The sequence below is a fragment of the Williamsia limnetica genome (assembly GCF_003217475.1).
GTDB classification, from domain to species: Bacteria; Actinomycetota; Actinomycetes; order Mycobacteriales; family Mycobacteriaceae; genus Williamsia; species Williamsia limnetica.
This window is the reverse complement of record NZ_QJSP01000006.1, coordinates 237,100-263,136: the sequence shown is the minus strand read 5'-3', so window position 1 is coordinate 263,136 and position 26,037 is coordinate 237,100. Positions and strand designations below refer to the sequence as shown.

Here is a 26,037-nt window from a genome sequence, read left to right as displayed (position 1 = left end):
CGAACCATACGAAAGGCTTGAGTTGGCAGCGAAAGCAGCATCCATGCTCTGGTTCGTCAATTCCAGCGATCCGGCAGCGGAGATCCGGCAGGGCCTACGCCATGACCCGGCGACGGCCGGTGCGATCGCGGCCGCACTCACCCCGGATCTGACCGCGGTACCGATCGGCGAAACCACGCTGGCGGCCGCCGCCGATCCCGACACCGACCAGCTCTTCGTCGGTACGTACGGTGCACTGACGGTGGTGACCAGTCCGGTTCTGGCCTCGACGACGCCGTCGACATTGCCGCAGTCCTGGATCGCCGCCTTGCCGTCGGATTCGACGATCGTGCTCCACACCGACCCGGAGACCTCGCTCGGCGCCTTCGCCCGCTGGGACGCCGGCGAGTTGCGCCGGTCGTTCTCGGCGAACCCCGTCGACATCTTCGAGAACAACGGACTGCCCTTCGTATTCGAGGGTCCGTTCTGGTCGGGCGAACATCCACTGGTGTATGCCGATGGCGCACAACCCGATCCGCAGGCCCTGCCATTCCATCCGCAGGAGTTCGCCGAACAGGCGATCCGCGAGTGGCTGGGATTCCGCTTCACGACGCCGCTCGAAGACTCTGACACCGACCCGGCCACCATCACAGTCTCGGGGTTCGCGATTCGGCCGAAGGGCTACCAGCCGACGGAAGCAGATGTGGAACTAGGACTTTCGACCTCGAACACGCCGAACACGCCAACCGGCGACGCCACCACGGCGCAGGCGCCGGCGCCCAGCACGCCCGGTCGTGTTGCTCGCTGGTTCGGATTCGGTCACAAGAACTAACGCGCTCGTTCGTAGAAAGCCAGTGCGGCCGCGGTCGCCACGTTGAGTGAATCGGTGCCCCGGGCCATCGGGATCCGCGCCCGCACATCTCCTGCACGCATTGCGGTCTCGGACAGGCCGGGCCCCTCTGCTCCCACCATGAACGCCACCCGCTCGGCGTCCACCGCCTCGGACAACGGAATCGCGGCAGCATCCGGTGTCATCGAGATGATGCGGAAGTCCTTCTCGCGCAGGATGTCCAGATCTGACGGCCAGTTCGCGGCGTGCGCGAACGGGACGAGCAAGGCGTGACCCATCGACACGCGCACCGACCGCCGGTACAGCGGATCGGCACATGCGCCGCCGAAGATCACCGCGTCGACACCCAGACCGGCGGCGTTACGGAAGATACTGCCGATGTTCTCGTGGTCGTTGACGCCTTCGAGCACCGCAACCGTCCGTGCCGTCTCGATCACCTCCGCGACACCGAGCGGGACCGGCCGGCGAGCCACCGCCAGCACGCCGCGATTGAGATGGAAACCGACGATCTCGGCCATCACCGCGGCGCTCGCACGATAAAACGGGACTCCCGAGACCGATGCGTCGGTGAGAGTGGGAGCGAGCTCACGGAGCCGCTTGTCGACGCCGAGAAACGCGTGGGTGGTGAAACGGGAGGCGACCATCCGCTCGGCCACCAGCACGCCCTCGGCGATCACCAACCCCTTTCCGGGGCTACCGCCAGGCAGGATCGGCAGATCAGGACGCCGGTCGACCGAGTTGAGATCGCGGAAGTCGTCCACCCGCGGGTCACCGGGGTCGTCGATGTCGACCACGGTCACCGCGAGATCGGGCAGGGCGTCGGCACGGGAAGGGTGCGATCCGGGCATCCGGCTAGTCTGCCCGACGCCCGGTATGACAAGTTGGATGGGTGAGCAACGGCAACCTGACTCTTCGTCGCGCAATCGATTCGGACTGGCAGGACATCGCCACAGCCGACGCCCGGGCGTTTGCCTTCATCGAACCCCTCGACGACGAGGCGCTGGCCGACATCCGCTCCAAGGTCGACGACGGCGACGTGGTGGTTGTTCACGACAACGTGGACCCCGACCGACCGGTACTCGTCGGCATCGCGATGTTCTACCGCATGGTGATGTCGGTACCCGGCGGACACCGCGCGAACCTGCCCGGCCTGTCCTGGGTGTCCGTCGCGTCCACCCATCGCAGGCGCGGCATCCTCCGGATGATGATCACCGAACTCTTCGAACAGTGGAAACGGGAAGAGTCCGTCTTCTCCATCCTCACCGCTTCCGAGGGCACCATCTACGAACGCTTCGGCTACGGCCCGGCGGCGTTCGAGCATTCGGTCCGAGTTGACCTGCGTCGCGCCGTCTTTCGCGCCAAGGCGCCTGCCGATTCCCGCGTGAGATTCGGCGATCCCGACCAGATTCGTGAGCGCGTTCCGGAGCTGCACAACCGGTGGGTCTCGACCAGGCCCGGGGCAATCATGCGAGCTCCGGTGTGGTGGAACATGATCTTCGCCGACCGGCCCATGCTGAGGAATGGTCGCAGCGGTCTGCACTACCTGCTGCATGCTGACGGGTACGCGAGCTACCGGATCCATCATGAAACCGAAAGCACCTCCATTGCAGAGGTTTACGAGATCTTCGCGATCACCGACGAGGCGCATACAGACCTGTGGCGGGTTCTCGTCGGACTCGATCTCATCCCGGCCATCACCGCCACCACACCGGTCGACGACCCGCTGCCCCTGAAGCTGACGGATCTGCGGGCACCGGCGGTGACCGGTATCCGCGACAGCATGTGGCTACGAATCCTCGACGTCGAGAAGGCCCTGGCCTTGCGCGAGTACGGTCACGACACCCAGTTCGTCCTCGAGGTCTCCGACGGCTACCGCGAGTCCGGCGGCAGGTTCGCTGTCTCGATCACCGACAGCCGGGCCACCGTGGCGGTCACCGAGGCCGACCCGACGGTCCGGATGGACATCTCCGTGCTGGGCAGTCTGTACCTGGGTGGGTACCGCGCAGTCGATTTTGCGGCGGCGGAGCGTCTGTGGACGGTCGATGCGCCCACCTTGCACGCGATCGACCAGGCGTTCAGCACGGACAAGAAACCGCACGCCGGAACGTTCTTCTAGCTCCTGTGTTCTTGGCTCGCTTCGCTCGCGGGCCCGCGGCCCTCAACGCGTCGTTTTCCCTCGTCTTCGCATCGCTTCGCTCGCTCATCCTTAGTCCAAACAACGCGGGTCCGCAGGCAAGCGGTGCGAGTTTGCCTTGCTCACCTCACGTAAACGGCTTCCGTTGAGTGTGCCTGACTCGCCATCGCGGGCATTCCCAAAAGACTCAGTCGCTTTCGGCGACTATCGACTCGATGATGCCGACGGCGCTGCGCAGGGTGGCGAGCTGGTCGTCATCGAGGCGTTTGAGCTGAGCGCGGAGCCATTCTTCGCGGGCGTTGGCCTCGTCGACGACCACCGCGTCGCCCGCTGGCGACAGGGTGACGATCACCTGCCTGCCGTCGGTGGGGTGCGGATCCCGTTTCACCAATCCGAGGTCGGCCAGCGACGCGATCACCCTGGTCATCGACGGGGGTTGGACGCGTTCCCGGGCGGCGATGGCTCCCGGGGTCATCGGCCCCTCTCGTCGCAGCGTCGACAACGCGGACAGCTGCGTGAGCGACACCGGCGACGCATTTCTGCGACCTCGCAGATGCCTCGTCAATCGGACCACGGCTAACGCCAAGTCACTCGCGAGCTTCTCGTCATTCTGGTCCACGCAGCCAGGATAAGTCAGCTTGCGGCAAATACATGCCAAACCGGCGATCTTCATTTGTTCGGCCCACTAGCGAGTCTTCGTTAACTTAATGCCGGAGGTGCTCATTCCTGTGCCTGCACACACCCGATTCTTTGCCTCTAAAAGTATGTTCACTTTTTCCGAAATGGTGTACTTGCGGGGGCCGCGGGAGGGCCGTTTCGGCTCGTCGAATTAGGCTGATCATCATGGCCGCCCACATACCCGAACTGCCGCACAGGTTGACCGCCCCCGAGCCGGTCATAGTCGTCGGCATGCTGGGATGGCTCGTCGCCACGATCGTTGTCGCGGGCTGGGGCGTCGGGACCGACAACACCCTCACGATCTGTCTGGTCGGCCTCGGGGTGGGTCTGTTCGGCTGCTTCGTGGTGGCCCTGCAGAAGTGGGCTGTCCGCCGCGGGAGCCGGGCGGCCCAGCAGGGTCTGTCCTGAGCACGAGAAACGCGACCACCGCGAGATAGATCGCCCCGAAAGCCCACCCGGCCAGCACATCGGTCATCCAGTGTGCGCCCAGATAAACCCGGGAGAAGCCGATAGCGAGCGCCAGCAACGGCGCGGTGATCAACACCCAACGATGAGCGCGTACCCACGCGCTGCACCAATACGCCGACACCGCGATGAGGCCATAGACCACGGTCGACGACATCGCGTGCCCCGACGGGAACGAGTAGCTCGACAGTTCCACCATCCGCTCCGGGATCGGCGGCCTCGGTCGTTCGATGAGCTGTTTGAGCCCGAACATGATGATCGACCCCACCAACGAGCCGATCGAGACCAACAACGCCGGGCGCCACTGCCGGTTGCCGGCGAGGATCACCGCGGCGACAACGGCGATCGCCGTGAGCACTCCGGTGTTGCCCAGAGTCGTGATCGCCTTCATCACCCAGTTCCAGAAATCGGTCCGGTGATCGACCATCCAATCCAGGACCGCCTGGTCAGGACCGAACACCTCGTCGGTTTCGACGACTTCAGCCACCGAGGACATCGAACCCCGCATCCACGTGGACCATCCCGTGCTCATCACGCCACCAGGGCACCCGGTGCTCGCTGCGCTCGTCGCCGCGCCGCAGTTCGACCGTCAGCGCCTCGTGGACGCGGATGGGACCGGTGGGCAGGGCCCGGTCCTGGATCAGCGCCGATCGCAGTGCCCGCGGGTGCGCCTGCCACGTCGACGCCTCACCCGGCTCCGTGGGACCACCCGAGTACTCCTCGGTCGCCGTCGGGATGTCCAGTAGATCGGCCAGTTGCGCGGCCAGTCCGAAGCCGGGCGGCGCCAGTACGACCACGTCGGTGGGGTCGAGCGCGGCCGCGAGCCAGGGCACATCCAATACCACCGCGTCGTCGGCGACCGATCCCGCCAGGGTACGCAGACCGGTCGGGGGCTCGACCCGCGCGAGGTCGATACGTCCGTCCCGAAGCGCGGTGGCGAGGGCGGTGTGAGCGATCGCGGCCACCGACGGGCTGATCGATCGGTGCACATCGGCCAGGTGCGTCAGAACCATCAGTGCCTGATCGGTGTCCTCGATGTCAGCGGTGCCGAGGGCTCCGGACAACTCATCGGCGTGCGGATGATCAAGCGGATCCAGCACACCGGCCATCGTCTGGTCACTCGGCGCGCGCCAGTGACCCAGCGGCGCAGCACCGATCTCCGCGTAGTGCCGAAGCCACCACGCGGTGTAGCCGCCGCGATCGGTCAGCAACGCTGCAGTGTCCGGAGATTCGACGAGCAGGCTCAGCGCCTGCGGCCACCGGTCCGGGTGGACGAGGTCGAGGTCGCGAACCGCCGAAAAGGTCTGCGGCGGATCGCCTACGGTGTCCCACCACGTCGCCTCATCGGGAAGATCGTGGTCGGGACCGGTCGGATATTCCTCGCGGGTGACGGTGAACCCCCACCCCACTCCGAGCGCGCGGAAGGCATCTGCGCCATACCGGCGTACCCATTCCGGGTCCACGACGCCGAACGGTGAATCGTCGACCAGCACCGATGCCAGCGGACTGTCCGGTAGCAACAGTTCGTCCGCCGGACGTTCGTCGCCGTCAGCGGTGGGCAGCAACATCTGCCCCAGCCAGGCCGGTACCGATGCGTCCGGTGCCGTGCGGAGCAGACCCAGCACGCTACGGGCCAGGTCGTCACCTTCCGGGTCGGATTCGACCTCGCCGCGCAGAGCCGGATCGGACAGCATCTCGGACACCGACAGCCGGCGGGCACCGAGACGTTCGAGGAGTTCATGCGCCGCTTCCGGGTGCACGGTGGGCAGCCACGACGGCGCGACGACGTCGGTGCCGGACTCGGCGGACTGCGGCGGCGGTAGCACCGTGCCCCGTGCGCCGGGCATGGTCCGGCCGTCGGTCAGCGGCACCGGCAGTGCACCGAGTTCATCGACCTGCCCCTGGGCCACCACCGACAGTTCGGCGTACAGCTCTCCCCACCAACGGGGTTCGCGTTCGATCCCGGTGAGGCGCGAGGCGATCTCTGCCAGGCCGATCTCCGTGACCCCCACCGAGCGCAACCGGGTGAGGCTTCCGCGGTCAGACTGCTCGGGGTGGACCAGCGTGGTGATGATCTCGCCGAGAAGATGCGCCAGACCTGCGGTCAGGTCGACCAGCACCTCTGCGCGCTCGGGGATCAGATCGTCACCGCCTGCGCCGGGGAGCCAAGGGCGAGTGGACAACTCATCGAGCAGGGCGCTGCGCAGGCGCTCGTCGGTGCGGCTTGCCGCGAACCCTGGCTCCGGGACCAGAATCGTCCGCTGGTCGGTGGGCAGGGACGCGGCGAAATCCGCGTATCCGACTGCAGCAGTGGCGATGTCGGCGTCTGGATGCAGTCCGCGGCGGTCTGCGGTCAGCTGCACGTCCGCGACACAGATCGCGGGAACGGTGAGCTCGACGTCGGTTCGCGTCGGGGCGCGCAGCACGTCGCGGCGGCGGGCCACCAACCAGTCACCGGTCATGGGCAGCAACCACCGCGCATGAGGCGCCGAGAACTCCAGCCACCTGTCGGGCCCCACCGCGACGATGTCGCCGGCGCGCTCACGGACATGGGTGTGGCCGTCGATCACGATCGTGTCGACCGCAGGCAACTCCAGCAACAACTCGACCGCTTCGGTACCGAACCCCTCCATCATGGTCTCGACCTCGACGTGGGGATCCAGGCGCAGCACCACCTCGGTGTCGAAACCCGCCGCGGGCCCGGCATCGATCGGCCAGGCGAGGCGCAGGGTCGGGACCACGTCGGTCTCGATGCCATGCGCCTGCAGTTCACTGCGGGTGCGTTCGGCAGAGAACTCGATCGATCCACTGCGCGAACGGATCTGGACGTGATGGGTGACCGCGGCGACCGCGGTGAACCCGACCCCGAAACGCCCCACCAGGCCGGAGCCGGTCTTGTTCGACGAACGCAATGCGGTCAGCGCCGCGGCCCCGCCCGCGTCGAGGGGTGCGCCTGTGTTCGCGATGTGCAGATCCGGACCGTCGAGCCACACCTTCACCACGCCGACGATCCCGGCAGCAGTTGCGGCGTCAGCGGCATTGGCCACCAGCTCGGTGAGCAGCCGGTCCCGGTACCCGACGCCTACGAGATCCGATTCGGCAGCGACGTCTTCGCGCAACCGCGTCGGCGAGGTGAGCCAGGATTGCAAGGTCGAATCGCGGATCTCATTGATCCCAAACGGATCCGGCCCCGATGTAGGCAAGGACGTCAGGAGTTGGCGTGGATTTCGACCGCACCATCGTCGTAGGCGTCGTATGCCGGACTCCCGGCACCCGTCGGCGCCTTGACGTCGGTGTGGGCACCGCACCCGTGATCGGCGTGCACCACCCGTCCGTCCGCGGAGTACTCGTTGGCACAGACGCCGAAGGCCGCGCGCAGGGCGCCGACGATCGGGATGTAGAAACCGCAGCTGACACAGTTGTGCCGAGCACCTTGCGCCATCGGCGAGTCCGGGCCGTATTCGCCTTCGGTCCACCGTTGCGCGGTGTCGAGGCGGGCCTCACGGGTCATCAGCCGGTCGCGGCCCAGACCCAGTTCGGCGACGACCTGCGTTGCCGGGTCGACGGGATCGACATCGCCGTTGTCGACGTAACCCGGTTCCAGGCGAGGGTCGTCAGGCGGGCTGGCGAGCAGGTCGCCGGGATGGAGATCACCCGGTTTGAGCCGCTCGGCCCACGGCACCCAATCAGGCGCAGTCAAAGCCTGCGAGCCGGGGAGCAGTGCGATCTCGTTCACGGTCACGTCGTCGCTGTCCGGGCAGCCCGCGAGCACGACGCACCACTGCCATCCCCGGTAGCCGGGGACGTCGGCGGCGAAGTAATGGGTGACGGTATAGCTCGCCTCGGTCACCGCGTCGAGGTGTTCGCCGACCTCGTCGTCGCCGGCGTCGATGGCCTCACGCGCCTGCGAGACGGCCCCCGCCAGCAACGTTTCCACGCGCTGCTGATCCGCCTGCTCATGATCAGTTGCTGTGTCTGCCTGCTCGGTTACCGCGTTCACACCTCCAGTGTGCCGTATCGCAACTCGCCGCAGGCGCCCGAGGGTTGGTCGGGTTACCGGAGATAGGGAACAATCGTGGAAGTGAACCGAGGAAATGCACCACGCGATCCTCGTGCGACCTCCTCGGACCGGGGCAGAGTCGCGCGAGAGCCTTCCGGTTCTCCCCGCAACGAACCCACGCGCCAGGACCCGCGGCAGCCTCCCCGGCCCGCGCCGGCGGCGCACCCAGGAGCGGCGAACTACCCGGTGGACAGCACTCCGGGCCCCAGGCCACCGCGGCAGGGCCCACCATCACCACAGGGCCCACCAGCGCCCCGGCAGCGACCACCGGGACCACCTCCGGCCGCACCACAGGGACCGCCTCCGGCGGGCCCCCCGCCGGGCAACCCACCGACCGCGGCCTATCCCCCACCAGGCGCACAGACTCGCCACGACACCCGGCAGCAGACGTCACACAATCACCACCTGCCGCCGCTCGACGAGACCGACTACCACCGCGACGACAAGCAGCGAGCGATGCCCCGCAAGCTCACGGTCACCCGGGTGGCCGCACTGCGCGGGCGCGAATTGACGTCCAAGGGCATCGGCAAGATCCACCAGGCCGCCACGGCCGATGGTGCTGATCGCTCGGGTCTGACGGCACTGACCTATCCGACCGTGGTCAACTTCGCGGTCGACGCCGCCATGACCATCGCCTTGGCGAACACCCTGTTCTTCGCAGCCGCGAGCGCCGAGTCCAAGGGCAAGGTGGGGCTCTATCTCCTGCTGACCATCGCACCGTTCGCGATCATCGCGCCGCTGATCGGGCCGATGCTCGACAAGTTGCAGCGGGGCAGGCGCATCGCGATGGCCGGGACGTTCGTCGGACGCACGCTTCTGGCCGTGTTGATCATGGCCAACTGCGGGTGGGACGCCGCAGCCGGGCAGCTGACGTACGACCCCTGGGTCCTCTACCCGTGCGCACTCGGAATGTTGGTGTTGTCCAAGTCCTTTGGTGTCCTGAAATCGGCTGTCACGCCCCGCGTACTACCCCCGTCCATCGACCTGGTGCGGGTGAACTCTCGGCTGACCACCTTCGGGCTGGTCGGCGGAACCATCATCGGCGGCGGCGTCGCAGCGCTGTGTGAGGTCCTCCTCGGCAAGGTGCTGCCGCTGCATCTTCCGGGAGCGATGGTGTGGTTGGCCATCATCACCGTCGTCGGCGCCGTCCTGTGCATGCGGATCCCGTCGTGGGTGGAGGTCACTGCCGGTGAGGTCCCGACCACACTCACCTACCACGGCGAACCCGCCCGAGACCCCCTGTACCGGACCGATTCCCCTCCCGCGGCCACCGAACCGCCCGGTGAGAAACAGTCTCCGGTCAAGGCGCTCGCGGCCAGCATGCGTCAACCGTTGGGCCGCAACGTCCTGGTGGGCCTGTGGGGCAACGGCACCATCCGCATCCTCACCGGATTCCTGACACTGTTCATCGCCTTCTACGCCAAGTCGCAGCAGGGCGGGGGCAGTGGCTGGGCACAGGTCGCGATGCTCGGCGCCGTCGGCGCCGCGGCCGGGATCGGCAACTTCGTCGGCAACGCGACCGGCACCCGCCTCGAGCTGAAGAACCCGCAGAACATCATCGTGATGGTCACCGGCGCCTGCATGGTCGTCGCTGCCGTGGCCGCCATCATCAGCAACCTGCTCCTGATCGCCATCGCGGCGCTGATCGCCTCGGGCACCAGCGCCATCGGCAAGGTATGCCTCGACTCCTCGATCCAGGACGACCTACCCGACGAGTCCCGGGCCTCTGCCTTCGGCCGCTCCGAAACCGTGTTGCAGATGAGCTGGGTGTTCGGCGCATCTCTCGGAGTCCTGTTGCCGCCCAACCTCACCATCGGTTTCGGCGTGGTCGCCGGACTGCTGGCACTCGGATTCATCCAGACCTTCGCCACCAACCGCGGGACGACACTCGTCCCCGGCTTCGGTGGTAAACGACCAGATATGACAATGCCGACCGGTGCGATCCACGTCGATCCCGCGACCCGCGAGGCCTGGAACAAAGGTGCACACGGCGCATGAGATTGTCCTCCGGCGAAAAGAAATTCTTCGCCATCTTCTCGATCGTCGCTGTCCTCTTCGTCGCCGTCGTCGCCGGTTCGGTGGCGGTGCTGGCGTCCGGACACGAGGCCGACGACACCCCCTATGTACAGGTGGCCAGCGGCGACAAGCTCGTGCGGGTCGAGCCGCTCAAGTACTGCAGCATCGACCTCAAGTCCTGCAACCAAGAGGATCTCGATCCACCGGTGCGGGTCCCGGTGAAGGTCGGAGACACCTTGATGTTGTCGCTGTCGGCGGAGCTGGCGGTCGGCCCCTGGACCCTGGTGGTGCAGTACCTCACCGCGGAGGGCTCGGACATCGGCGACGAGGTCTTCTACCCCAGCGATTCGGCACGGACGATCACGCTCCACTCGTCCCGCGACAGGATCCTGGCGGCCGTCGAGATCAAGCAACCGTCTCAGGTCGAGGACGAGTTCGGCTTCGTCCCCCGCGGAATCTGGGGTATCGACACCCTTCCGGACGGTGTCGAGGTGCCCGCGCCGGTTCAGTAACCCCCCGGACCTACCGAAAATGGTGGGTTGTGGCGCGCGTGACCAGGGGAAACGCTCGCCAGAACCCACCAAGATCGGGAGGTCGGGGCTAGTTCTCCAGCTCGCGGGCGACGGCCCGAACGACCTCGGAGATCATCTGGGCCGTCTTGCGATCGGGATACCGTCCCTTGCGCAGGTCCGGCTGCACCTTGCCTTCGAGCAGCGTCACCAGGTCGGCGATCATGCCGTGCAGTTCGTCGGTCGTGTGCTTCTTCGGCTGATCCTTGCGAGCTGCCTCACGGGTGTTCTTCGCGACGCTCGGGGCAGGATCGAGCACCTTCACCGACAACGCCTGCGGGCCGCGACGTCCCGCAGCCATCCCGAACTCGACCTTCTGGCCGGGCTTGAGAGCCTCGATGCCATCGGGGAGCGCGGACGAACGCACATAGACGTCTTCGCCCTCATCTTGCGAGAGAAAGCCGAAGCCCTTCTCCGCGTCGTACCACTTCACCTTGCCGCTGGGCACTGCGCTCACCCTCATCTGCTCGTGTCTACACAAAACGAAAGCGCCCGCTGTGACGGTAGGTCCAGCCAGACGCGTTTGAGCCAGTCTAGCCCCTGGCCCCGGCGCGCAGCACACGGGTTTTCCCGGGCTCGCCGGACTGCACTACCGTTGACCACATGCGCAAAGCCGAAGGCAGCTTGCTCCTGCGGGTGGCACTGGGCCTCTTCGCGATCGGTCTCGTCGCACTGTTCGCGCTGTTCCTCACGCCACCGATCACGGGTGAGACGGCCCCCTTGTTCGTCTATCTGTTGACGATGTGCGCGCCGCTCGGATTTTTGTGCGGCCTGATTTTTGCCCTGCGATCAGGCCGACGGCAGCGCGCGGACGCCGCTCGAACCGACCCCGGAACTCCAGCGAACTAGGCTGAACGGTGACATGACGACACCAATCGACGGAGCCCTGAGCCCGACCAGCGATGGATCGGCCCTGCGGCGTGCCTACAGCTGTTTCCCGACCGGTGTGGTGGCGGTCTGCCATCAGGCCGGCGACCAATCGATCGGCCTGGCCGCCAGCTCGTTCGCGACGGTCTCACTCGACCCTCCGCTGGTGTCTCTGTGCGTGCAGAACGAGTCGACCACGTGGCCCAAACTCCGTATCGCACCGGTGCTCGGGGTGTCGGTGTTCGCCCACGACCAGGACGCCGAGTGCAAACAGCTCGCCGGTGCCGCCGACCGCCGCTTCACCGGTTTGGATCTGGAGACCACCGCAGACGGCGCACTGTTCATCGGCGGCGCTGTGGCGCAACTGTCCTGCACCATCTACAACGAGATCCCTGCAGGCGACCACAGCCTGGTGCTGCTCAAGGTGAACGCTCTACGCGCCGACCCGGTGCAGGAACCGCTGGTATTCCACGCCAGCACCTTCCGCGCCCTGGAGCGCAAAAAGGCAACGACTCCGCAGTAGCGGTGTTTCACGGTCCAGGGGTTCGTATCTGCGGATATCGCCTGGGCCGACGCCCCCGTCGGCCCGACCCTGCGCAGGCTCGAACCGTAGGCTGGGACCTGTGACTGTCATCGCTCTCGGCATGCCGAGCGGCCTGTCCGCCCAAAAGGCCGTTCTGCGCGACGCCGCCATGCCCACCAGCGGGCCCATGGTCGACACCTTCGGGCGTGCAGTGCGTGATCTGCGCGTCTCGGTGACGGACCGATGCAACTTGCGCTGCACCTATTGCATGCCCGCCGAGGGCCTCGATTGGCTCGCGCGGGACAAGGTGCTGACCGCGGCGGAGATCGTCAGGGCGGTATCGATCGGCGTACGTCATCTCGGCGTCGAAGCCGTTCGTTTCACCGGCGGCGAACCGCTCCTGCGCAAAGACCTGCCCGAGATCATCGAGGCCGTGGCCGCCCTCGACCCACGCCCCGAGATCGCGCTCACCACCAACGGTCTGGGTCTGCGTCACCAGGCCGCGCGCTTGGCCGAAGCCGGCTTGAACCGGGTGAACGTCTCGCTCGACACCGTCGACGCGGCCAGATTCGCCGCCATCACGCGCCGTGACCGACTCCCCGACGTCCTCGCCGGACTGGACGCCGCGGCGGCCGCCGGCCTGCTACCGGTGAAGGTCAACGCCGTGCTCGACACCGAGCACGGCCTCGACGACGCCGCCGCGTTGCTCCGGATGTGCCTGGACCGAGGCTATGAGCTCCGCATCATCGAGCAGATGCCCCTCGATGCCGAGCACCACTGGTCGCGCACCACCATGATCACCGCGGACCAGATTCTGGAGCGGCTGCAACGCGAGTTCGACCTGCAGCCCGATTCGGCACCTCGGGGTGCCGCACCGGCGCAGAGGTGGACCGTCGCCGGGTACCTCGGCGCCGACGGCGGACCGGCGCGCGTCGGGGTCATCGCGTCGGTCACGCGGCCGTTCTGCGGTGACTGCGACCGCACCCGTCTGACCGCCGACGGGCAGCTACGCAATTGCCTCTTCGCGACCAACGAGACCAATTTGGCCGATTTGCTCAAGTCAACTTCGTCTTCAGACGAAGAAATCGCGTTGCGCTGGCGAGAGTCCACCTGGGGCAAACTTCCCGGCCATGGCGTGAACGAACCAGGCTTCTTGCAGCCCTCCCGGCCCATGTCGGCGATCGGTGGCTGAGGTGGAAATCTGCGTACGCTTCTTCGCCGCGGCGCAAGCTGCTGCGGGTACCGACCAGAGTGTGGTGAAACTCACTGACAAAGCCACACTTGCTGATCTGGAAAATGTGTTGGGTCAACAGAATCCAGAGTTGGCCAACGTGCTGAACCGATGCTCATATCTGCATGAGTCGATCGCGGTCCGGGACCGCTCTCGCGTGCTGTCGAACGGCGACACCGTGGACGTCCTGCCGCCCTTCGCGGGCGGCTGACGCCACGTACGGGCGGTCATCGATCGGATAGATCGGCCTTCTACGTCGCCTCATTCCTTCGGATGACACAGTGACCTTGATCACATAACGTTACGGTCACGGTACGGACACGGGACGACAGTCATAGCGATGAGCAGCGCGAATGCGAAATGAACGCGAAATGGCCTCCCGACACGTCAAACACCTCGCCTTTGAAAGATGTGTGTCGACCCGAATTAACACGTACCGTCTGACTCGGTTGATCTGATCGACCGCAACGCAATTGAATATTCCCGGCTCGCCGCGCCCAACCTCGTCCCGCGAACCGAGAACACAACAAACGCTATTCAGGGACGAGGACGGGGGACCCATACATCTCCTGGAGATCACCGGGCTGCCGACGAACGAAGAGCATCACGCTTTCGATCCGACGGAGTCCTTGGGGTGTAGTTCCACTGGAACCGAGCAACCTCTCGCTCGAACCCGACAGCTGACTTCGTAGGCGCGTGGAGAGAGGAAGCAAAATCATGTCAGGACGTCATCGTCAGTCGACCAGCACCGGTCGCACCTTTGCCAAGATCGCCATCACCTCTGCCGTCATCGGCGGCGGCGCGGGCCTCGCCTTCGCAGGCGGCGGCAACGCCGGTGCAGCCACCGACGCCGAGTGGGACACCGTCGCCGCGTGTGAATCCGGCGGCAACTGGGCCATCAACACCGGCAACGGCTACCAGGGTGGACTGCAGTTCGCCCCGAGCACCTGGGCCGGCCACGGCGGCAGCGAGTTCGCCCCATCCGCCGATCAGGCCACCCGTGAAGAGCAGATCGTCGTTGCCGAGCGCGTGCTCGCCGGCCAGGGCAAGGGCGCATGGCCCACCTGTGGCACCGGCCTCAGCGGCGCCACCGAGCGCAGCGCGCCTGCTCCCGAGGCTGCCCCCAGCCTCGAGATCCCGGCCCTGCCGCCGGTCCAGCTCCCGGACCTCGCAGCCCAGACCGATGAGATCGCGAACCAGCTCAAGGCCGCCATCACCGATCCGGCCATCCAGGCCCTGATCGATCAGGCCAACGCTGCCGGCGATCTCGATGCCGGCCAGATCGCCTTCTTCAACCAGTACAAGGACGTTCTGCCCCTCTCCTGATCTCGGAGACCCAGACGAAGGGCCTCGCACGCGACATCTGTCCGTGCGGGGCCCTTTTCCATGTCTCCTCCACCCCCCGATGATGGGTCCCTATGGCGGACAAAAGACCAGGTCGGCCGAGCCACAACGACCCATTATCGGAGCTAGCCGGTGGGTGCCGGAAAGAGCGTCTCCTCGAGGGTGATGTCGCCGTCTGCCTCGTCGACGAATTCGGCCGAGCTGTCCCCGGCGAGGATATGCGACACCGCGGCGACAACCCGGGGATCGGCGGGCTCGACCTCGTGGACGAGGTCTGGAATCGGGGTGAGCCGGTATTGGCCTCCGTCGAGCCGGCCGTCGGCCAGCTCCTCGTCACTGCGGATCGAGTAGTAGGCCACCTCGCCCGGGGTGTCGTCGCCGGCGACGAGGTCGGCGATGAACGGCGTCACCGGGCAACCGTCCCAGCCGAATCCGGGCAGTTGCACGCAGCCGCCGGGAGACCCGTACTGCGGCGTCCCGATGGCGATGTAGGTGTCGACGATGTCGGCCCCGCCGCGGGTCTTCAGATAGCTGCGGCCGGAGAGCCCTCCGTAACTGTGGCCGACGAGCGCCAACGATTCCACGTCGACGCCGGCGGTGGCCTTCGCGACCGCAGCCTCGATGACGCGGGTGTCGGCGGGCAGGTCGAGGCCCTTCACGTCCACCGTATGCACGGTGTACCCCTGTCCGGTGAGCTCGGACTCCATGTCTCGGTATTGGTCCCGGCTCGTGGTCCCGGGCGTGGCCTGCTGGCCGGGCACCAGCACGACGATGCGCTCCCCTGCCGGGACGCCACCGGCCGACGCGACAGGTACGGACAACGAGCCGGCGGTGGCCAGCAGAACGGCGGCTGACAGCGCGCGGGTTAGGGCAGCCTTGGTTTTCATGCTCGGACCGTACCGGGCAACCGTTCGATCTTCAATCACCAGGGGCGGCGAGCAACCTCAGGCCGAGCCGACCCACTCGTCGGAACCATCGGCGAAGATCTGGTGCTTCCACACGGGCAGTTGCGCTTTCACCTCATCGACGAGGAGCGCGCAGGTGGCGAACGCGGCAGCGCGGTGGTCGGCTGCGACGGCGACCACGAGCGCGGCGTCACCGATCGAGAGGTCACCCACCCGATGCGACACCGCGACCGCCCGCACTCCGTCAGCGCCTGCCGCCACGTCCGCGACCACCTTGGCGACGACCTCTGCGGCCGTGGGGTGGGCGCTGTAGTTCAGCGCGGTCACGTCTCGGCCGCCATCGTGATTGCGTACGGCACCGACAAAACTGACGATCGCCCCCGCTGTGCCGCCGGCGGCGTCGGCCGCAAGTTGCTCATGAACGGCCGTGGACAGCGGTTCCTCGGTGACAGCAGCGCAAGCGACGACGGCAGACATCAGTGATCGCCTCCGTTGATCTGGTCTACGGCGTGCGCCAACACCGGGTCGAGTACGCCCAGTCCGTCTTTCACACCGCCGGTCGAGCCGGGAAGGTTCACCACCAGTGTGCGACCGACCGTCCCCGCGATGCCGCGCGAGAGCACTGCGGTCGGCACTGTCGGCAACCCACTGCGGCGGATGGCGTCGGCCAGGCCGGGAATCTGCCGGTCCAGTACCGCGGCCGTCTGCTCGGGGGTGCGATCGGTGGGACTCAATCCGGTGCCACCCGTGGTGATCACGACGGTGGCCTGCTGCGAGATGGCCTCGCGTAAGGCGTCACCCACCGGATCTCCGTCGGGGACGACGATCGGGTCGGCCACCGCGTAGCCGCGTTCGCGCAGCCAGGTGGCGATGATCGGGCCGCAGCGGTCGGGGTAGACGCCACCGGCTGCCCGGGTCGAGGCCACCACCACCACTGCGCTCGGGTCGGTCATCGCCCGGCTCCGGCCTTATGGGGTGTCGCCGTCACGTTTCCAGTGCCCCTTCTTACCGCCGGTCTTCTCGTACAGCCCGATGTCGGTCATGCAGGCGCGCGGATCGACGGCTTTGACCATGTCGTGGAGAGTGAGACCGGTCACGGCGACCGCGGTCAGCGCTTCCATCTCCACACCGGTGCGATCGGTGGTCACAGCCGTGGCCCGGACGCCGATCGACTGCTCGCCGAGGTCGAATTCGACACTGACGGAACTGAGCGCGACCTGATGGCAGAGCGGGATGAGCTCGGGGGTCTTCTTGGCCGCCATGATCCCGGCGATCCGGGCTGTGGCGAGTGCGTCACCCTTGGGCAACCCGCTGGAGGACAGCAACGTGATCACTTCGGCTGTGGTCCGAAAGGTACCGGTGGCCACAGCCTTTCGCGTGGTGGTGGGTTTTCCGCCCACGTCCACCATGCGCGCCGCCCCCGCATCGTCGAGATGACTGAGGCGTCCCTCCTCGGGCGAGGACGTCACCGGATCAGCGATTGACGGAGGTCTTCGGGTGGATGTACGGGAGATCCTCGACAGGGAGCGGGAACTCCACATCACCGAACGGCGACAGCGAGCCGGACACGTTGGCCGCGAACTCACTGACGGCGTGCTCGCCCTCGGGAACTACCGGCCAGCCATTGTCGACGTACTTCTTCTTTTCAGCCACGGGCGTCATTCTGCCATGGACCAGCGGCATATCATCGGCTGGATGAAGACCGAGGCGCCAACCAGTCTGGCCGACGACCTCGCGGGCCGCGACGACGACCAGCTGCTCGACCTCATGCAGTCGCGTCCTGACCTGGCGAGTCCACCACCGCCCGGGGTCGCGGTGCTCGCCCAGCGCGCCCTCTCGGCTGCATCGGTCAACCGCAGCGGTGAAGAGCTGGACCTGCTCGCCGTCGCGGTACTCGAGACGGTGAGCGCACTCGGGCCGTCCCCGGTATCCACCGCGGCCATCGTGGACGCGCTGTCCGGCCGCGCCGAACCGGCGGACATCGGCGCCCGGATCGACTCCCTGATCGACCTCGCCCTGCTCTGGGGACCCCCCGAGGCCCTGGTCGCCGGGCCGCACCTGGCCGCCGCGTGGCCCTGGCGTTCCCGGCTGGCGACGGCCGCGATCAACTCGCTGACCCTGGAGGAGATCCGGGAGAAGATAGCCGCCCTGCCCGAGCGCGAACGCGAGTTGCTCGGCACCCTGGCGTCGGGACCGGGGCTCGGACGTACCCGCGACGCCGCGCTCGGCCCCGAAACGGATCGTCCGGTGCCGCGACTGGTGCACCAGGACCTGCTGGTGGTCGTGGATGAGCAGACGGTGGAGTTACCTGTGGTGGTCGGCCAGCTGATCCGCGGCGAAGACCCCTCCGAACCGGCCGAACTACGGCCGCCAGAATTGACCGGCGCCGGGGGCCGCAAGATCGCCTTGAGCGAGATCGACGCCGCGGCAGCCGGTGAAGCACTGGAATTCCTCCGGCATGCCGGCGACACCCTCGACAGCCTCGGAGTGCAACCCGCCGCGGTGCTGCGGGCGGGCGGGATGGGCGTGCGGGAGATCCGTCGACTGGCGAAAGTCGTCGGCGTCGACGAGAAACGTATCGGCCTGGTGCTCGAAACACTGGCCGAGCTGCGGCTCATCGACTCCGGATTCCCGGTTCCCGACACCTCCGACGGTGTCGAACCGTCGTGGGCACCCACCTCGTCGACGGACAGCTGGATCCACCAGGCCGCCGAACGGCGCTGGTTCTCGGTCGCATCGGCATGGCTGAACCTGCAGCGACGGCCGTGGCAGATCGGTGACCGCACCCCCGACGGCACACCGATCGGTGCCTTGGTCGGAGAGATGGCCGAAGGTGCGGCCCGCGCCGAACGGCTGCTGGTCCTGGAGGCCCTCGGTGCGGCGAAGGCCGGCGCAGACGTCACCCCGGTGTCGGTGGCCCGGTTCATCGCTTGGCGCCACCCGCGGTGGGTGCGCCGCATGCCCCGCACGACGATCACCGAAACCCTTGCCGAGGCACAGGCTCTGGGCCTGGTCGCCCACGGCGCGCTGACGTCGGCGGGACGCCAGTTGACAACCGCAGGCGCGGCCGACGAGGTGGAGAAACACACCGTGGCGGCGATGGCGCGGTCGATTCCGCCGTCCATCGATTTCTTTCTCGCCCAAGCCGATCAGACGGTCACCGCACCCGGGCCGCTGACCCCCGAACTCGCCGCCGACCTCGCCCTGGTCGCCGACCTCGAATCCGGTGGCGCCGCGTCCGTCTATCGCGTGTCCGAGTCGTCGGTCCGGCGCGCACTCGATGCCGGACGCACCGGAACCGAGTTGGTCACCTTCTTCACCGCACATTCGAAAACGCCGGTCCCACAGTCCATCACCTATCTGATCGACGATGTGGCGCGCAAGCACGGCCAGCTGCGCGTCGGCGTCGCCACCTCGTTCATCCGATGCGAAGACGCGGCCATCCTGGCCTCGGTCCTGCGCTCCCCCGTCGCCGAGCAGCTCTCCCTGCGCGCACTGGCGCCGACCGTCGCGGTGAGTACCGATCCGCTGATCGAGGTCCTCGAAGCTCTCCGGGCAGCGGGATTCGCCCCCGCGGGTGAGGACACCACCGGTGAACTGGTGGATCTGCGTACTCGGGGTGCCCGGTTGCCGACACCCAGGGAACGACGGACGCCGCGGACGTCGGCGCTGGTACCCCCGACCCGCGAACGCCTCGCGACCGTCGTGACGCACATGCGGTCCCAGGATGCGGCCAATGCCGCCGTGGCCACCCGGATCGGTGCCGGAGGATCCGCCGTCACCGGGGGCGGAACGCCCGCAGCGGCACTGCTGCAGACCGCACTCAACACCTCCCGCACGGTCCGGCTCGGCTACGTCAACGCGCAGGGCTTCGCGAGCAAGCACATCGTCGCGCCCCGGATGATCGGGGCAGGGCTCCTCGTCGCGATCGAACCGGACAGCGAAGAGGAGCACCGTTTCTCGCTCCACCGGATCACCACGGTCGAGATCGTCGACTGAGATCCCGATCTTGGTGGCTTCTGGCGAGTAAAACACCAGGTCGCTGTCACCAAAAGCCACCAGAATCGGCTGTCGTGGCGGATGTCGGACACTTTCAGGACAATGGACCCTTGTGACCGATGGACCACTGATCGTGCAATCCGACAAGACCCTGCTACTCGAGGTCGACCACCCGCAGGCGGCGCGGGCGCGGGCGGCGATCGCACCCTTCGCCGAGCTCGAACGCGCGCCTGAGCACGTGCACACCTACCGGGTGACCCCGCTTGCCCTGTGGAACGCGCGGGCGGCCGGACACGACGCCGAGCAGGTGGTCGATGCCCTCGTCAGCTTCTCGCGTTACGCGGTGCCGCAGCCCCTGCTGATGGACGTCGTCGACACCATGGGTCGGTTCGGCCGGCTCCAGTTGGTGAAGAGCCCCGTCCACGGCCTGACGCTGGTCAGCAATGACCGCGCCGTCCTGGTCGAGATCATGCGCAACAAGAAGGTCGCGCCGATGCTCGGGGCGAGGGTCGACGACGACACCGTCATCGTGCACGCCTCCGAGCGCGGCCGTCTCAAACAGATCCTGTTGAAGGTCGGCTGGCCCGCCGAAGACCTCGCCGGTTACGTCGACGGTGAAGCCCACGCGATCGCCCTCGACGAGAACGGCTGGGAGTTGCGCGACTACCAGCAACTCGCCGCCGAGTCGTTCTGGGCCGGCGGTTCGGGCGTCGTGGTCCTGCCGTGCGGTGCGGGCAAGACGATGGTCGGTGCCGCCGCGATGGCCACCGCGCAGGCCACCACCTTGATCCTGGTCACCAACACCGTCGCCGGGCGGCAGTGGAAGCGGGAGCTCATCGCGCGGACCTCGCTCACCGAAGAGGAGATCGGGGAGTACTCCGGCGAGCGCAAGGAGATCCGGCCGGTCACCATCGCGACCTACCAGGTGATGACCCGTAAGTCGAAGGGCGAGTACCGAAATCTCGACCTCTTCGACTCCCGCGACTGGGGTCTGATCATCTACGACGAGGTCCACCTGCTGCCTGCACCGGTGTTCCGGATGACGGCTGATCTGCAGTCCCGCCGCCGCCTGGGTCTCACCGCGACGCTGGTCCGTGAGGACGGCCGTGAAGGTGACGTGTTCAGTCTGATCGGTCCGAAGCGTTACGACGCACCATGGAAAGACATCGAGGCACAGGGCTGGATCGCGCCGGCCGAGTGCATCGAGGTGCGGGTGACCCTCACCGACAACGAACGCCTCGAGTACGCCGTCGCCGAGCCGGAGGAAAAATACAAGCTCTGCTCCACCGCACACACAAAGATCAACGTGGTGAAGTCGATCCTGAAGAACCACAAGGATTCTCAGACCCTGATCATCGGGGCCTACCTCGACCAGCTCGACGAGTTGGGTGAAGCCCTCGATGCGCCGGTCATCAAGGGGTCCACGAAGAACAAGGAGCGCGAGGTGCTCTTCGCGCAGTTCCGCACCGGGGAGATCCAGACGCTGGTGGTCTCGAAGGTCGCCAACTTCTCCATCGATCTCCCCGAGGCGTCGGTCGCCGTCCAGGTGTCGGGCACGTTCGGTTCACGACAGGAAGAGGCGCAGCGGCTGGGCCGCCTGCTCCGCCCGAAAGCCGATGGTGGACAAGCCCACTTCTACTCGGTGGTCTCGCGCGACACCGTCGACGCCGACTACGCCGCCCACCGGCAACGTTTTCTCGCCGAGCAGGGCTACGCGTACCGGATCACCGACGCCGACGACCTGCTCGGGCCGACTGTGGGCTGACGCCCGGGCGGGTGCTACTCGGACGGATCGCCGAGGCAGTATCCCAGCGGTTTGGGCTTGTCGAAGGTGACAGGGTCATCGCAGTTCGGGACGGTCTCCGAGTCCACCCGAGCGGTGACCTTCACCGTCCGGTTGAGTTGACTGATGTCACCTCCGCCGCAGGCGACCTCTTTCATACCGGTGAGCGACGAGATCGGGATCTCATAGCACTTGCCCTGCTCGAAGTTCGGGACGAGACACAGTTTGGTGGCGTCGTCGCCGGTTTGGGTCAGCTCCGAGTACTGCTCTCCCCCGCAGGAGGCGTCGGTGGAATCGAGTTTCTCGGCGACATAGAAGGTGAGCGAAGCCGTATCGCCACAATCGACCTTGTCGAAGTCCGCATCGGAGTTCGATCCGGTGACGCTCACGCAGTCACCTGCCTTCACATCGCTGATGTCGTCGGTGAGCACCACCCCGACCACCACGAGGGCCACCACGGCCGCGACGACCAGCGCCACCAACGACCCGATGATGATCCAGATCGTCTTCTTCTTGGGCGGTGGGGCGTCGTAATTCGAGCCGTACTGGGGAATCCCGCCGGCGTACTGTGGACCGCCGCCGTACGGGGGCTGCCCACCGTAGGGCTGGCCGTACTGCCCGGCCGGGTAGGGCTGCCCGCCCTGCTGCGGGTTCGGTGGGTAGTTCGGTTGGCCCCCGGGCGGAGGGTAACCGGGTTGACGCTGCGGTCCGGGCGGCTGATTGTAGGGATTTCCGCCACCGGGCGAGTTGTACGGGTTTCCGCCGCCGGGCTGATTGGACGGCCCGGGCGCACCGGGATAAGGGCCTTGATCGGACACGAGATACCTCCGGTGACGTGGATGCCTGCGGTGTGAGCGTACTGTCCGCACCGCTCTCACGCCGGTCGATTCCGCCGCGTCGCCCCACATATTCTGCTGAGCTTGACCAGTGGAACGCTTTCGCAAATGGGTAAGCTGGCTGGATGAGTGCTGAGCGTGCCATGCGGACCGTCGCACGGCTCCAACCGTTTTCATCGACCATCTTCGCCGAGATGTCGCAGCTGGCGGCCACGCATGACGCGATCAATCTCGGCCAGGGTTTCCCCGACACGGACGGCCCCGCCGCCATGCTCGCCGCCGCGCAGAACGCGATCGGCACCGGGCAGAATCAGTACCCACCCGGCCCCGGGATCCCCGCGCTGCGGGCTGCCGTGGCCGCACATCAACTCGATCACTATGGGCTGCAGTATGACCCGGAGACCGAGGTGCTGATCACCGTCGGCGCGACGGAGGCGATCGCGGGCGCCATCGTCGGCCTTGTGGAACCGGGTTCCGAGGTCGTCATGATCGAGCCCTATTACGACGCCTACGCCGCCGCGACCGCGATGGCAGGGGCCACCCGGGTGACCGTGCCGCTGGTCGCAGACGGCGACGGCTTCGCCCTCGACCGCGACGCGCTGGCAGCCGCCGTCACCCCGGATACCGCGCTGGTGGTGATCAACAGTCCGCACAATCCGACGGGAACCGTCCTTTCCGCCGACGACCTCGCAGCCATCGCCGCGGTGTGTATCGACAACGACGTGGTCGCGTTGACCGATGAGGTCTACGAGCATCTGCTGTTCGACGGTCGCACGCACACGCCGCTGGCGGCCCTGCCCGGCATGAGAGAACGCACGTTGCGGGTTTCGTCGGCCGGGAAGACCTTCAACGTCACCGGCTGGAAAGTGGGCTGGATCAGCGGGCCTGCCGAACTCGTCGCCGCGGCGCGGGCTGCGAAGCAGTTCATGAGCTACGTGGGCAGCGGCCCGTTTCAGCCGGCGGTCGCGGTGGCCCTGAACTCGGAGATGGACTGGGTTGCGGGATCGGCTGCGGCACTGCAACGCAAACGCGACCTGATCTCCGCGGCACTGGCCGATGTGGGATTCGGGGTCCATCGCAGCGAGGGCACCTACTTCGTCTGCGCTGACCCCCGGCCGCTCGGCTACCACGACGGCGCCGCGCTGTGCCGCGATCTTCCCGGCCGCATCGGGGTGGCCGCGGTGCCGGTGAGCGCCTTCGTCGATCACCGGCAACCCTGGAACCATCTGGTTCGTTTCGCCTTCGCCAAGCAGGACGATGTGATCGCGCAAGCCGCAGACAGGTTGCGAGCGCTCGCCTGACGCGACCGGGGTGGGGTCTATGCGGAAACTGCGGTGGTGGGCATCAGCTTGGTCAGTACATCGTTGAGCGTCAGCACCCCACGAAATCCTGTGTCGTCGACCACGACAGCGAGGTGATTGCGGCTCTCCCGCATCGTGCCGAGGGCCTCGTACACGGGAGTCGCCGCGGTCAACGTCAGCACCGGACGCATCAGGTCCGACGCCGTCGCCTGTGCAGGGGCGTCGACACTGTCACGGACGTGCACCACACCTACGATGCCGCCTGCTCCGCTGACCAGTAGCCGCAGGTGTCCACTGCGGCGGCCGGCGGCGCGCACGTCTGAGGCGCTCGCTCCGGCATCGACCGTGCTCGGGGCACCGGCGGCGGGGACGAGTTCTCCGACGGTCAGATGCTCGAGCTCCAGAGCGACCGCCAGCTGACCGTGATACCGCTCGTCGAGTGTCCCGACCGTCGCCGAGTGTTCGACGAGATGTTTCAGGGCCGCCGAATCCTGGCCCGTGTCAACCTGATCCACCGGCGTCACGCCGACCGTCCGCAACAGCGCGTTGGCCATCCGGTTCAGCAGGTCGAGCAGTGGGCGGGTCAGCCACATGAACCCGCGCATCGGGATCGCGAGCATCGTCGCCGACCTTTCCGGGTGAGCGATCGCCCAGGATTTGGGCGCCATCTCACCGACCACGAGGTGCAAGAACGTGACGATGATCAGGGCGAGCACGAACCCCAGGACGTCGGCCAGCCAGAGCGGCGCACCCCAGTCGTCGAACAGCGGCGTGAGCCAGTGGTGCACAGCCGGTTTGGTCACCGCACCGAGCGCAAGGGTGCAGACGGTGATGCCGAGTTGCGAGCCCGCGAGCAACACCGAGAGCTCGCTGGAACTACGCAGCGCCGCACGGGCCGAACGGCTGTCGGGTGCGGCATCTTCGAGGCGATGCCGTCGCGCGGCGATCAGCGCGAACTCGACCGCGACGAAAAACGCACTGGCACCGATGAGTCCGACGGTGACGGCGAGAACGATCCACGGATTACTCAACGTCAGATCCTTCATCGATGGCCAGCGTCACGAACAACGCTGCGGGTACGTGCTTGTCGATCTCCCGCACCTGCGCGACCAGGGTGCGCTGCGGGGCGCCGTCCTCGTCGAGCAGATCCGACGGGTCGGTCGGCAGCGGGATCCGAACGACCTCACCGATTGCGGGCAGACCCTCGAACCGGGCCACCACCGCACCGGCCAGCGTCTCGTAATCGCCTTCGGGCAGGTCGAATCCGAGAACTCGCTGCACTTCGTCGATGTGCATGTCGCCGGGCATCAGCCACCCCGACTCGGGCGAACCCTGCACCTCGGGCACACCCTCGGGATCGTGTTCGTCGACGATCTCGCCGACGAGTTCTTCGGCCATGTCCTCGGTGGTGATCACCCCGGCGAAACCGCCGTACTCGTCCACCACGAGCGCCATCTCCTCGGACGCCGCCGACAGCTGCGCCAGCACCTGCGGCAGCGGCAATGTCGTTGGTACCACGACCGCGGGCCGCATCCGGCCCAGCGCCGTACCGTCGACCGAGTCGCCCAACAGGTCGTGTAGATGGATGACACCGCACAACTCGTCGGCGCCTTCACCGATCACGGGGTACCGCGTGTGACCTGCACCCATCTTCGCCAGCACCTCTGAGGCCAGGGTGTCGCCATGAACGGTGTCGACACGGGAGCGCGGGATCATGGCGTGCTCGGCGGTCCTCGTCGGGAAGTCGAGAATCCGGTCCAGCAGGGTCGACAGCTCAGCAGGCAGTTCTCCGGCGTCGCGAGACTGCGCCACGATGTGCTCGAGGTCGCGGGCGGTTGCCGAATGCTCGACGTCGTGCACCGGTTCGATGCGCAACGCTTTCAGCAGCAGGTTCGACGATTGGTCGAACAACCAGATCAGCCAACCGAACAACCGCAGGTAGATGGTGGTCGACAAGGCGAGCCACCGGGCAACCGGTTCCGGGCGGGCGATGGCCAGGTTCTTCGGGAACAACTCGCCGAAGAGCATCTGCACGAAGGTCGAGAACAGTACGGCCAGGATGGCGCCGACCGCGATCCCCACCGCGGTCGGGACCCCGACCCCACCGAGCAGCTCCCCGAGGCCTCGACCGATGAGCGGCTCGGCGACATAGCCGACCAGCAAGCCGGTCACGGTGATGCCGAGCTGGGCTCCCGAGAGCATGAACGAGGTGCGGCGAGTGACCGTCAGAGCTCGCGCTGCCCCGGAATCCCCCGCCTCTGCCCTGGCTTTGAGCCGAGATCGATCGACGGACATGTACGCGAACTCCTGGGCCACGAAGTAGCCCGTGAGTGCCGTGATGAGAAGTACTACAAGAATTCCGAACGCGATGGTCAGGACCGTCAACGCGGGCTCGACCCCGCTTCGGTGCTGGTGAGGGATGCGGGCGGTGTGCTACTGCACGGTGCGCTGACCATGGCTCTTTCTGTTGTGGAGACGACTGATCGGAAAATGTACT

27 protein-coding genes and 1 riboswitch are annotated in these 26,037 nt (G+C 66.9%); of the genes, 13 read left to right on the top strand and 14 right to left on the bottom strand.

Annotated elements, in window-relative coordinates; all coding sequences use genetic code 11:
• The first annotated feature begins 43 nt into the window (after positions 1-43).
• Entirely contained in the window at positions 44-811 is a 768-nt protein-coding gene (locus DFR67_RS12235; RefSeq protein WP_110469790.1) for a DUF6928 family protein, read from the top strand.
• Here the strand turns inward: DFR67_RS12235 and DFR67_RS12230 are convergent.
• A complete protein-coding gene (locus DFR67_RS12230) occupies positions 808-1,644 on the bottom strand; it encodes a TrmH family RNA methyltransferase (RefSeq protein ID WP_110469885.1) in 837 nt (278 codons plus the stop codon). The genes DFR67_RS12235 and DFR67_RS12230 overlap by 4 nt on opposite strands.
• A gap of 74 nt (positions 1,645-1,718) precedes the next feature.
• Between DFR67_RS12230 and DFR67_RS12225 the strand changes: the two genes are divergently transcribed.
• On the top strand, positions 1,719-2,945 hold the full coding sequence (locus DFR67_RS12225; RefSeq protein ID WP_110469789.1) for a GNAT family N-acetyltransferase: 1,227 nt from the start codon (positions 1,719-1,721) through the stop codon (positions 2,943-2,945).
• Positions 2,946-3,150: 205 nt separating this feature from the next.
• Here DFR67_RS12225 and DFR67_RS12220 read toward each other — a convergent pair whose 3' ends face one another.
• Positions 3,151-3,582, bottom strand: coding sequence for an Rv0880 family HTH-type transcriptional regulator (locus tag DFR67_RS12220; protein WP_245937903.1), 432 nt, complete (start codon positions 3,580-3,582; stop codon positions 3,151-3,153).
• 224 nt (positions 3,583-3,806) lie between these two features.
• Here DFR67_RS12220 and DFR67_RS12215 point away from each other — a divergent pair, with 224 nt between their 5' ends.
• A complete protein-coding gene (locus DFR67_RS12215; protein ID WP_110469787.1) occupies positions 3,807-4,049 on the top strand; it encodes a DUF2530 domain-containing protein in 243 nt (80 codons plus the stop codon).
• Here the strand turns inward: DFR67_RS12215 and DFR67_RS12210 are convergent.
• Genes DFR67_RS12210 through DFR67_RS12200 form a run of 3 tightly spaced genes read right to left on the bottom strand, consistent with a single transcriptional unit; the run spans position 3,937 to position 8,106 of the window.
• The gene (locus tag DFR67_RS12210; RefSeq protein WP_245937910.1) at positions 3,937-4,602 is read right to left on the bottom strand and encodes a phosphatase PAP2 family protein; all 666 of its coding nucleotides are present in this window, start codon (positions 4,600-4,602) and stop codon (positions 3,937-3,939) included. The two genes, DFR67_RS12215 and DFR67_RS12210, sit on opposite strands and share 113 nt — an antisense overlap.
• A complete protein-coding gene (locus DFR67_RS12205; RefSeq protein ID WP_211325022.1) occupies positions 4,586-7,309 on the bottom strand; it encodes a sacsin N-terminal ATP-binding-like domain-containing protein in 2,724 nt (907 codons plus the stop codon). The genes DFR67_RS12210 and DFR67_RS12205 overlap by 17 nt, the downstream gene beginning before the upstream one ends.
• A 5-nt stretch (positions 7,310-7,314) precedes the next feature.
• Positions 7,315-8,106 (bottom strand): DUF3027 domain-containing protein, encoded by a 792-nt coding sequence (locus DFR67_RS12200; RefSeq protein WP_425451270.1) that lies wholly within the window; start codon positions 8,104-8,106, stop codon positions 7,315-7,317.
• Positions 8,107-8,352: 246 nt separating this feature from the next.
• On the opposite strand from DFR67_RS12200, the gene DFR67_RS12195 reads away from it, so the two are divergent.
• Both DFR67_RS12195 and DFR67_RS12190 read left to right on the top strand, forming a co-directional pair.
• Positions 8,353-10,164 (top strand): MFS transporter, encoded by a 1,812-nt coding sequence (locus DFR67_RS12195; protein WP_245937902.1) that lies wholly within the window; start codon positions 8,353-8,355, stop codon positions 10,162-10,164.
• Positions 10,161-10,694: a DUF2771 family protein gene (locus DFR67_RS12190; RefSeq protein ID WP_110469785.1), complete on the top strand. Its 534-nt coding sequence runs from the start codon at positions 10,161-10,163 to the stop codon at positions 10,692-10,694. The genes DFR67_RS12195 and DFR67_RS12190 overlap by 4 nt, the downstream gene beginning before the upstream one ends.
• An 88-nt stretch (positions 10,695-10,782) precedes the next feature.
• Here DFR67_RS12190 and DFR67_RS12185 read toward each other — a convergent pair whose 3' ends face one another.
• Entirely contained in the window at positions 10,783-11,199 is a 417-nt protein-coding gene (locus tag DFR67_RS12185) for a cold-shock protein (RefSeq protein ID WP_084893485.1), read from the bottom strand.
• A gap of 155 nt (positions 11,200-11,354) precedes the next feature.
• On the opposite strand from DFR67_RS12185, the gene DFR67_RS12180 reads away from it, so the two are divergent.
• The 5 genes from DFR67_RS12180 (at position 11,355) to DFR67_RS12160 (ending at position 14,698) form a co-directional block, all read left to right on the top strand.
• Complete coding sequence (locus DFR67_RS12180) at positions 11,355-11,600, top strand: hypothetical protein (RefSeq protein ID WP_110469784.1); 246 nt, start codon at positions 11,355-11,357, stop codon at positions 11,598-11,600.
• Positions 11,601-11,613: 13 nt separating this feature from the next.
• Positions 11,614-12,141 (top strand): flavin reductase family protein, encoded by a 528-nt coding sequence (locus tag DFR67_RS12175; RefSeq protein WP_110469783.1) that lies wholly within the window; start codon positions 11,614-11,616, stop codon positions 12,139-12,141.
• 169 nt (positions 12,142-12,310) lie between these two features.
• On the top strand, positions 12,311-13,333 hold the full coding sequence (moaA, locus tag DFR67_RS12170; RefSeq protein WP_245937909.1) for a GTP 3',8-cyclase MoaA: 1,023 nt from the start codon (positions 12,311-12,313) through the stop codon (positions 13,331-13,333).
• Between the two features lies 1 nt (position 13,334).
• The gene (locus DFR67_RS12165) at positions 13,335-13,583 is read left to right on the top strand and encodes a MoaD/ThiS family protein (protein WP_110469782.1); all 249 of its coding nucleotides are present in this window, start codon (positions 13,335-13,337) and stop codon (positions 13,581-13,583) included.
• Positions 13,584-13,893: 310 nt separating this feature from the next.
• Positions 13,894-14,083, top strand: a riboswitch (cyclic di-AMP (ydaO/yuaA leader).
• Between the two features lie 6 nt (positions 14,084-14,089).
• Entirely contained in the window at positions 14,090-14,698 is a 609-nt protein-coding gene (locus DFR67_RS12160) for a transglycosylase family protein (RefSeq protein ID WP_110469781.1), read from the top strand.
• Between the two features lie 143 nt (positions 14,699-14,841).
• Here the strand turns inward: DFR67_RS12160 and DFR67_RS12155 are convergent, their stop codons facing one another.
• The 5 genes from DFR67_RS12155 to DFR67_RS12135 are packed head-to-tail and all read right to left on the bottom strand — an operon-like array spanning position 14,842 to position 17,283.
• A complete protein-coding gene (locus DFR67_RS12155) occupies positions 14,842-15,603 on the bottom strand; it encodes an esterase/lipase family protein (RefSeq protein ID WP_110469780.1) in 762 nt (253 codons plus the stop codon).
• 57 nt (positions 15,604-15,660) lie between these two features.
• Positions 15,661-16,098: a molybdenum cofactor biosynthesis protein MoaE gene (locus tag DFR67_RS12150; RefSeq protein WP_110469779.1), complete on the bottom strand. Its 438-nt coding sequence runs from the start codon at positions 16,096-16,098 to the stop codon at positions 15,661-15,663.
• Entirely contained in the window at positions 16,098-16,574 is a 477-nt protein-coding gene (locus tag DFR67_RS12145; RefSeq protein WP_110469778.1) for a MogA/MoaB family molybdenum cofactor biosynthesis protein, read from the bottom strand. The genes DFR67_RS12150 and DFR67_RS12145 overlap by 1 nt, the downstream gene beginning before the upstream one ends.
• Before the next feature lie 15 nt (positions 16,575-16,589).
• Positions 16,590-17,090, bottom strand: a complete 501-nt coding sequence (gene moaC / locus DFR67_RS12140; protein WP_281268337.1) for a cyclic pyranopterin monophosphate synthase MoaC — start codon at positions 17,088-17,090, stop codon at positions 16,590-16,592.
• A gap of 4 nt (positions 17,091-17,094) precedes the next feature.
• Positions 17,095-17,283, bottom strand: coding sequence for a hypothetical protein (locus tag DFR67_RS12135; protein WP_110469776.1), 189 nt, complete (start codon positions 17,281-17,283; stop codon positions 17,095-17,097).
• A gap of 33 nt (positions 17,284-17,316) precedes the next feature.
• Between DFR67_RS12135 and DFR67_RS12130 the strand changes: the two genes are divergently transcribed.
• Both DFR67_RS12130 and DFR67_RS12125 read left to right on the top strand, forming a co-directional pair.
• On the top strand, positions 17,317-19,620 hold the full coding sequence (locus tag DFR67_RS12130; RefSeq protein WP_211325020.1) for a helicase-associated domain-containing protein: 2,304 nt from the start codon (positions 17,317-17,319) through the stop codon (positions 19,618-19,620).
• Between the two features lie 112 nt (positions 19,621-19,732).
• Complete coding sequence (locus tag DFR67_RS12125; protein ID WP_110469774.1) at positions 19,733-21,385, top strand: DNA repair helicase XPB; 1,653 nt, start codon at positions 19,733-19,735, stop codon at positions 21,383-21,385.
• 14 nt (positions 21,386-21,399) lie between these two features.
• On the opposite strand, the gene DFR67_RS12120 is transcribed toward DFR67_RS12125, so the two are convergent.
• Positions 21,400-22,221 carry an LppU/SCO3897 family protein gene (locus DFR67_RS12120; protein ID WP_110469773.1) on the bottom strand — a complete coding sequence of 274 codons (822 nt, stop codon included), beginning with the start codon at positions 22,219-22,221 and terminating at the stop codon, positions 21,400-21,402.
• Positions 22,222-22,382: 161 nt separating this feature from the next.
• On the opposite strand from DFR67_RS12120, the gene DFR67_RS12115 reads away from it, so the two are divergent.
• Positions 22,383-23,540, top strand: a complete 1,158-nt coding sequence (locus DFR67_RS12115; protein ID WP_110469880.1) for a pyridoxal phosphate-dependent aminotransferase — start codon at positions 22,383-22,385, stop codon at positions 23,538-23,540.
• Between the two features lie 17 nt (positions 23,541-23,557).
• Here the strand turns inward: DFR67_RS12115 and DFR67_RS12110 are convergent, their stop codons facing one another.
• Both DFR67_RS12110 and DFR67_RS12105 read right to left on the bottom strand, forming a co-directional pair.
• The gene (locus DFR67_RS12110) at positions 23,558-24,571 is read right to left on the bottom strand and encodes a hemolysin family protein (protein WP_110469879.1); all 1,014 of its coding nucleotides are present in this window, start codon (positions 24,569-24,571) and stop codon (positions 23,558-23,560) included.
• Positions 24,564-25,925 carry a hemolysin family protein gene (locus DFR67_RS12105; protein ID WP_110469772.1) on the bottom strand — a complete coding sequence of 454 codons (1,362 nt, stop codon included), beginning with the start codon at positions 25,923-25,925 and terminating at the stop codon, positions 24,564-24,566. Before DFR67_RS12105 ends, DFR67_RS12110 begins: the two co-directional genes overlap by 8 nt.
• Positions 25,926-26,037 lie beyond the last annotated feature (112 nt).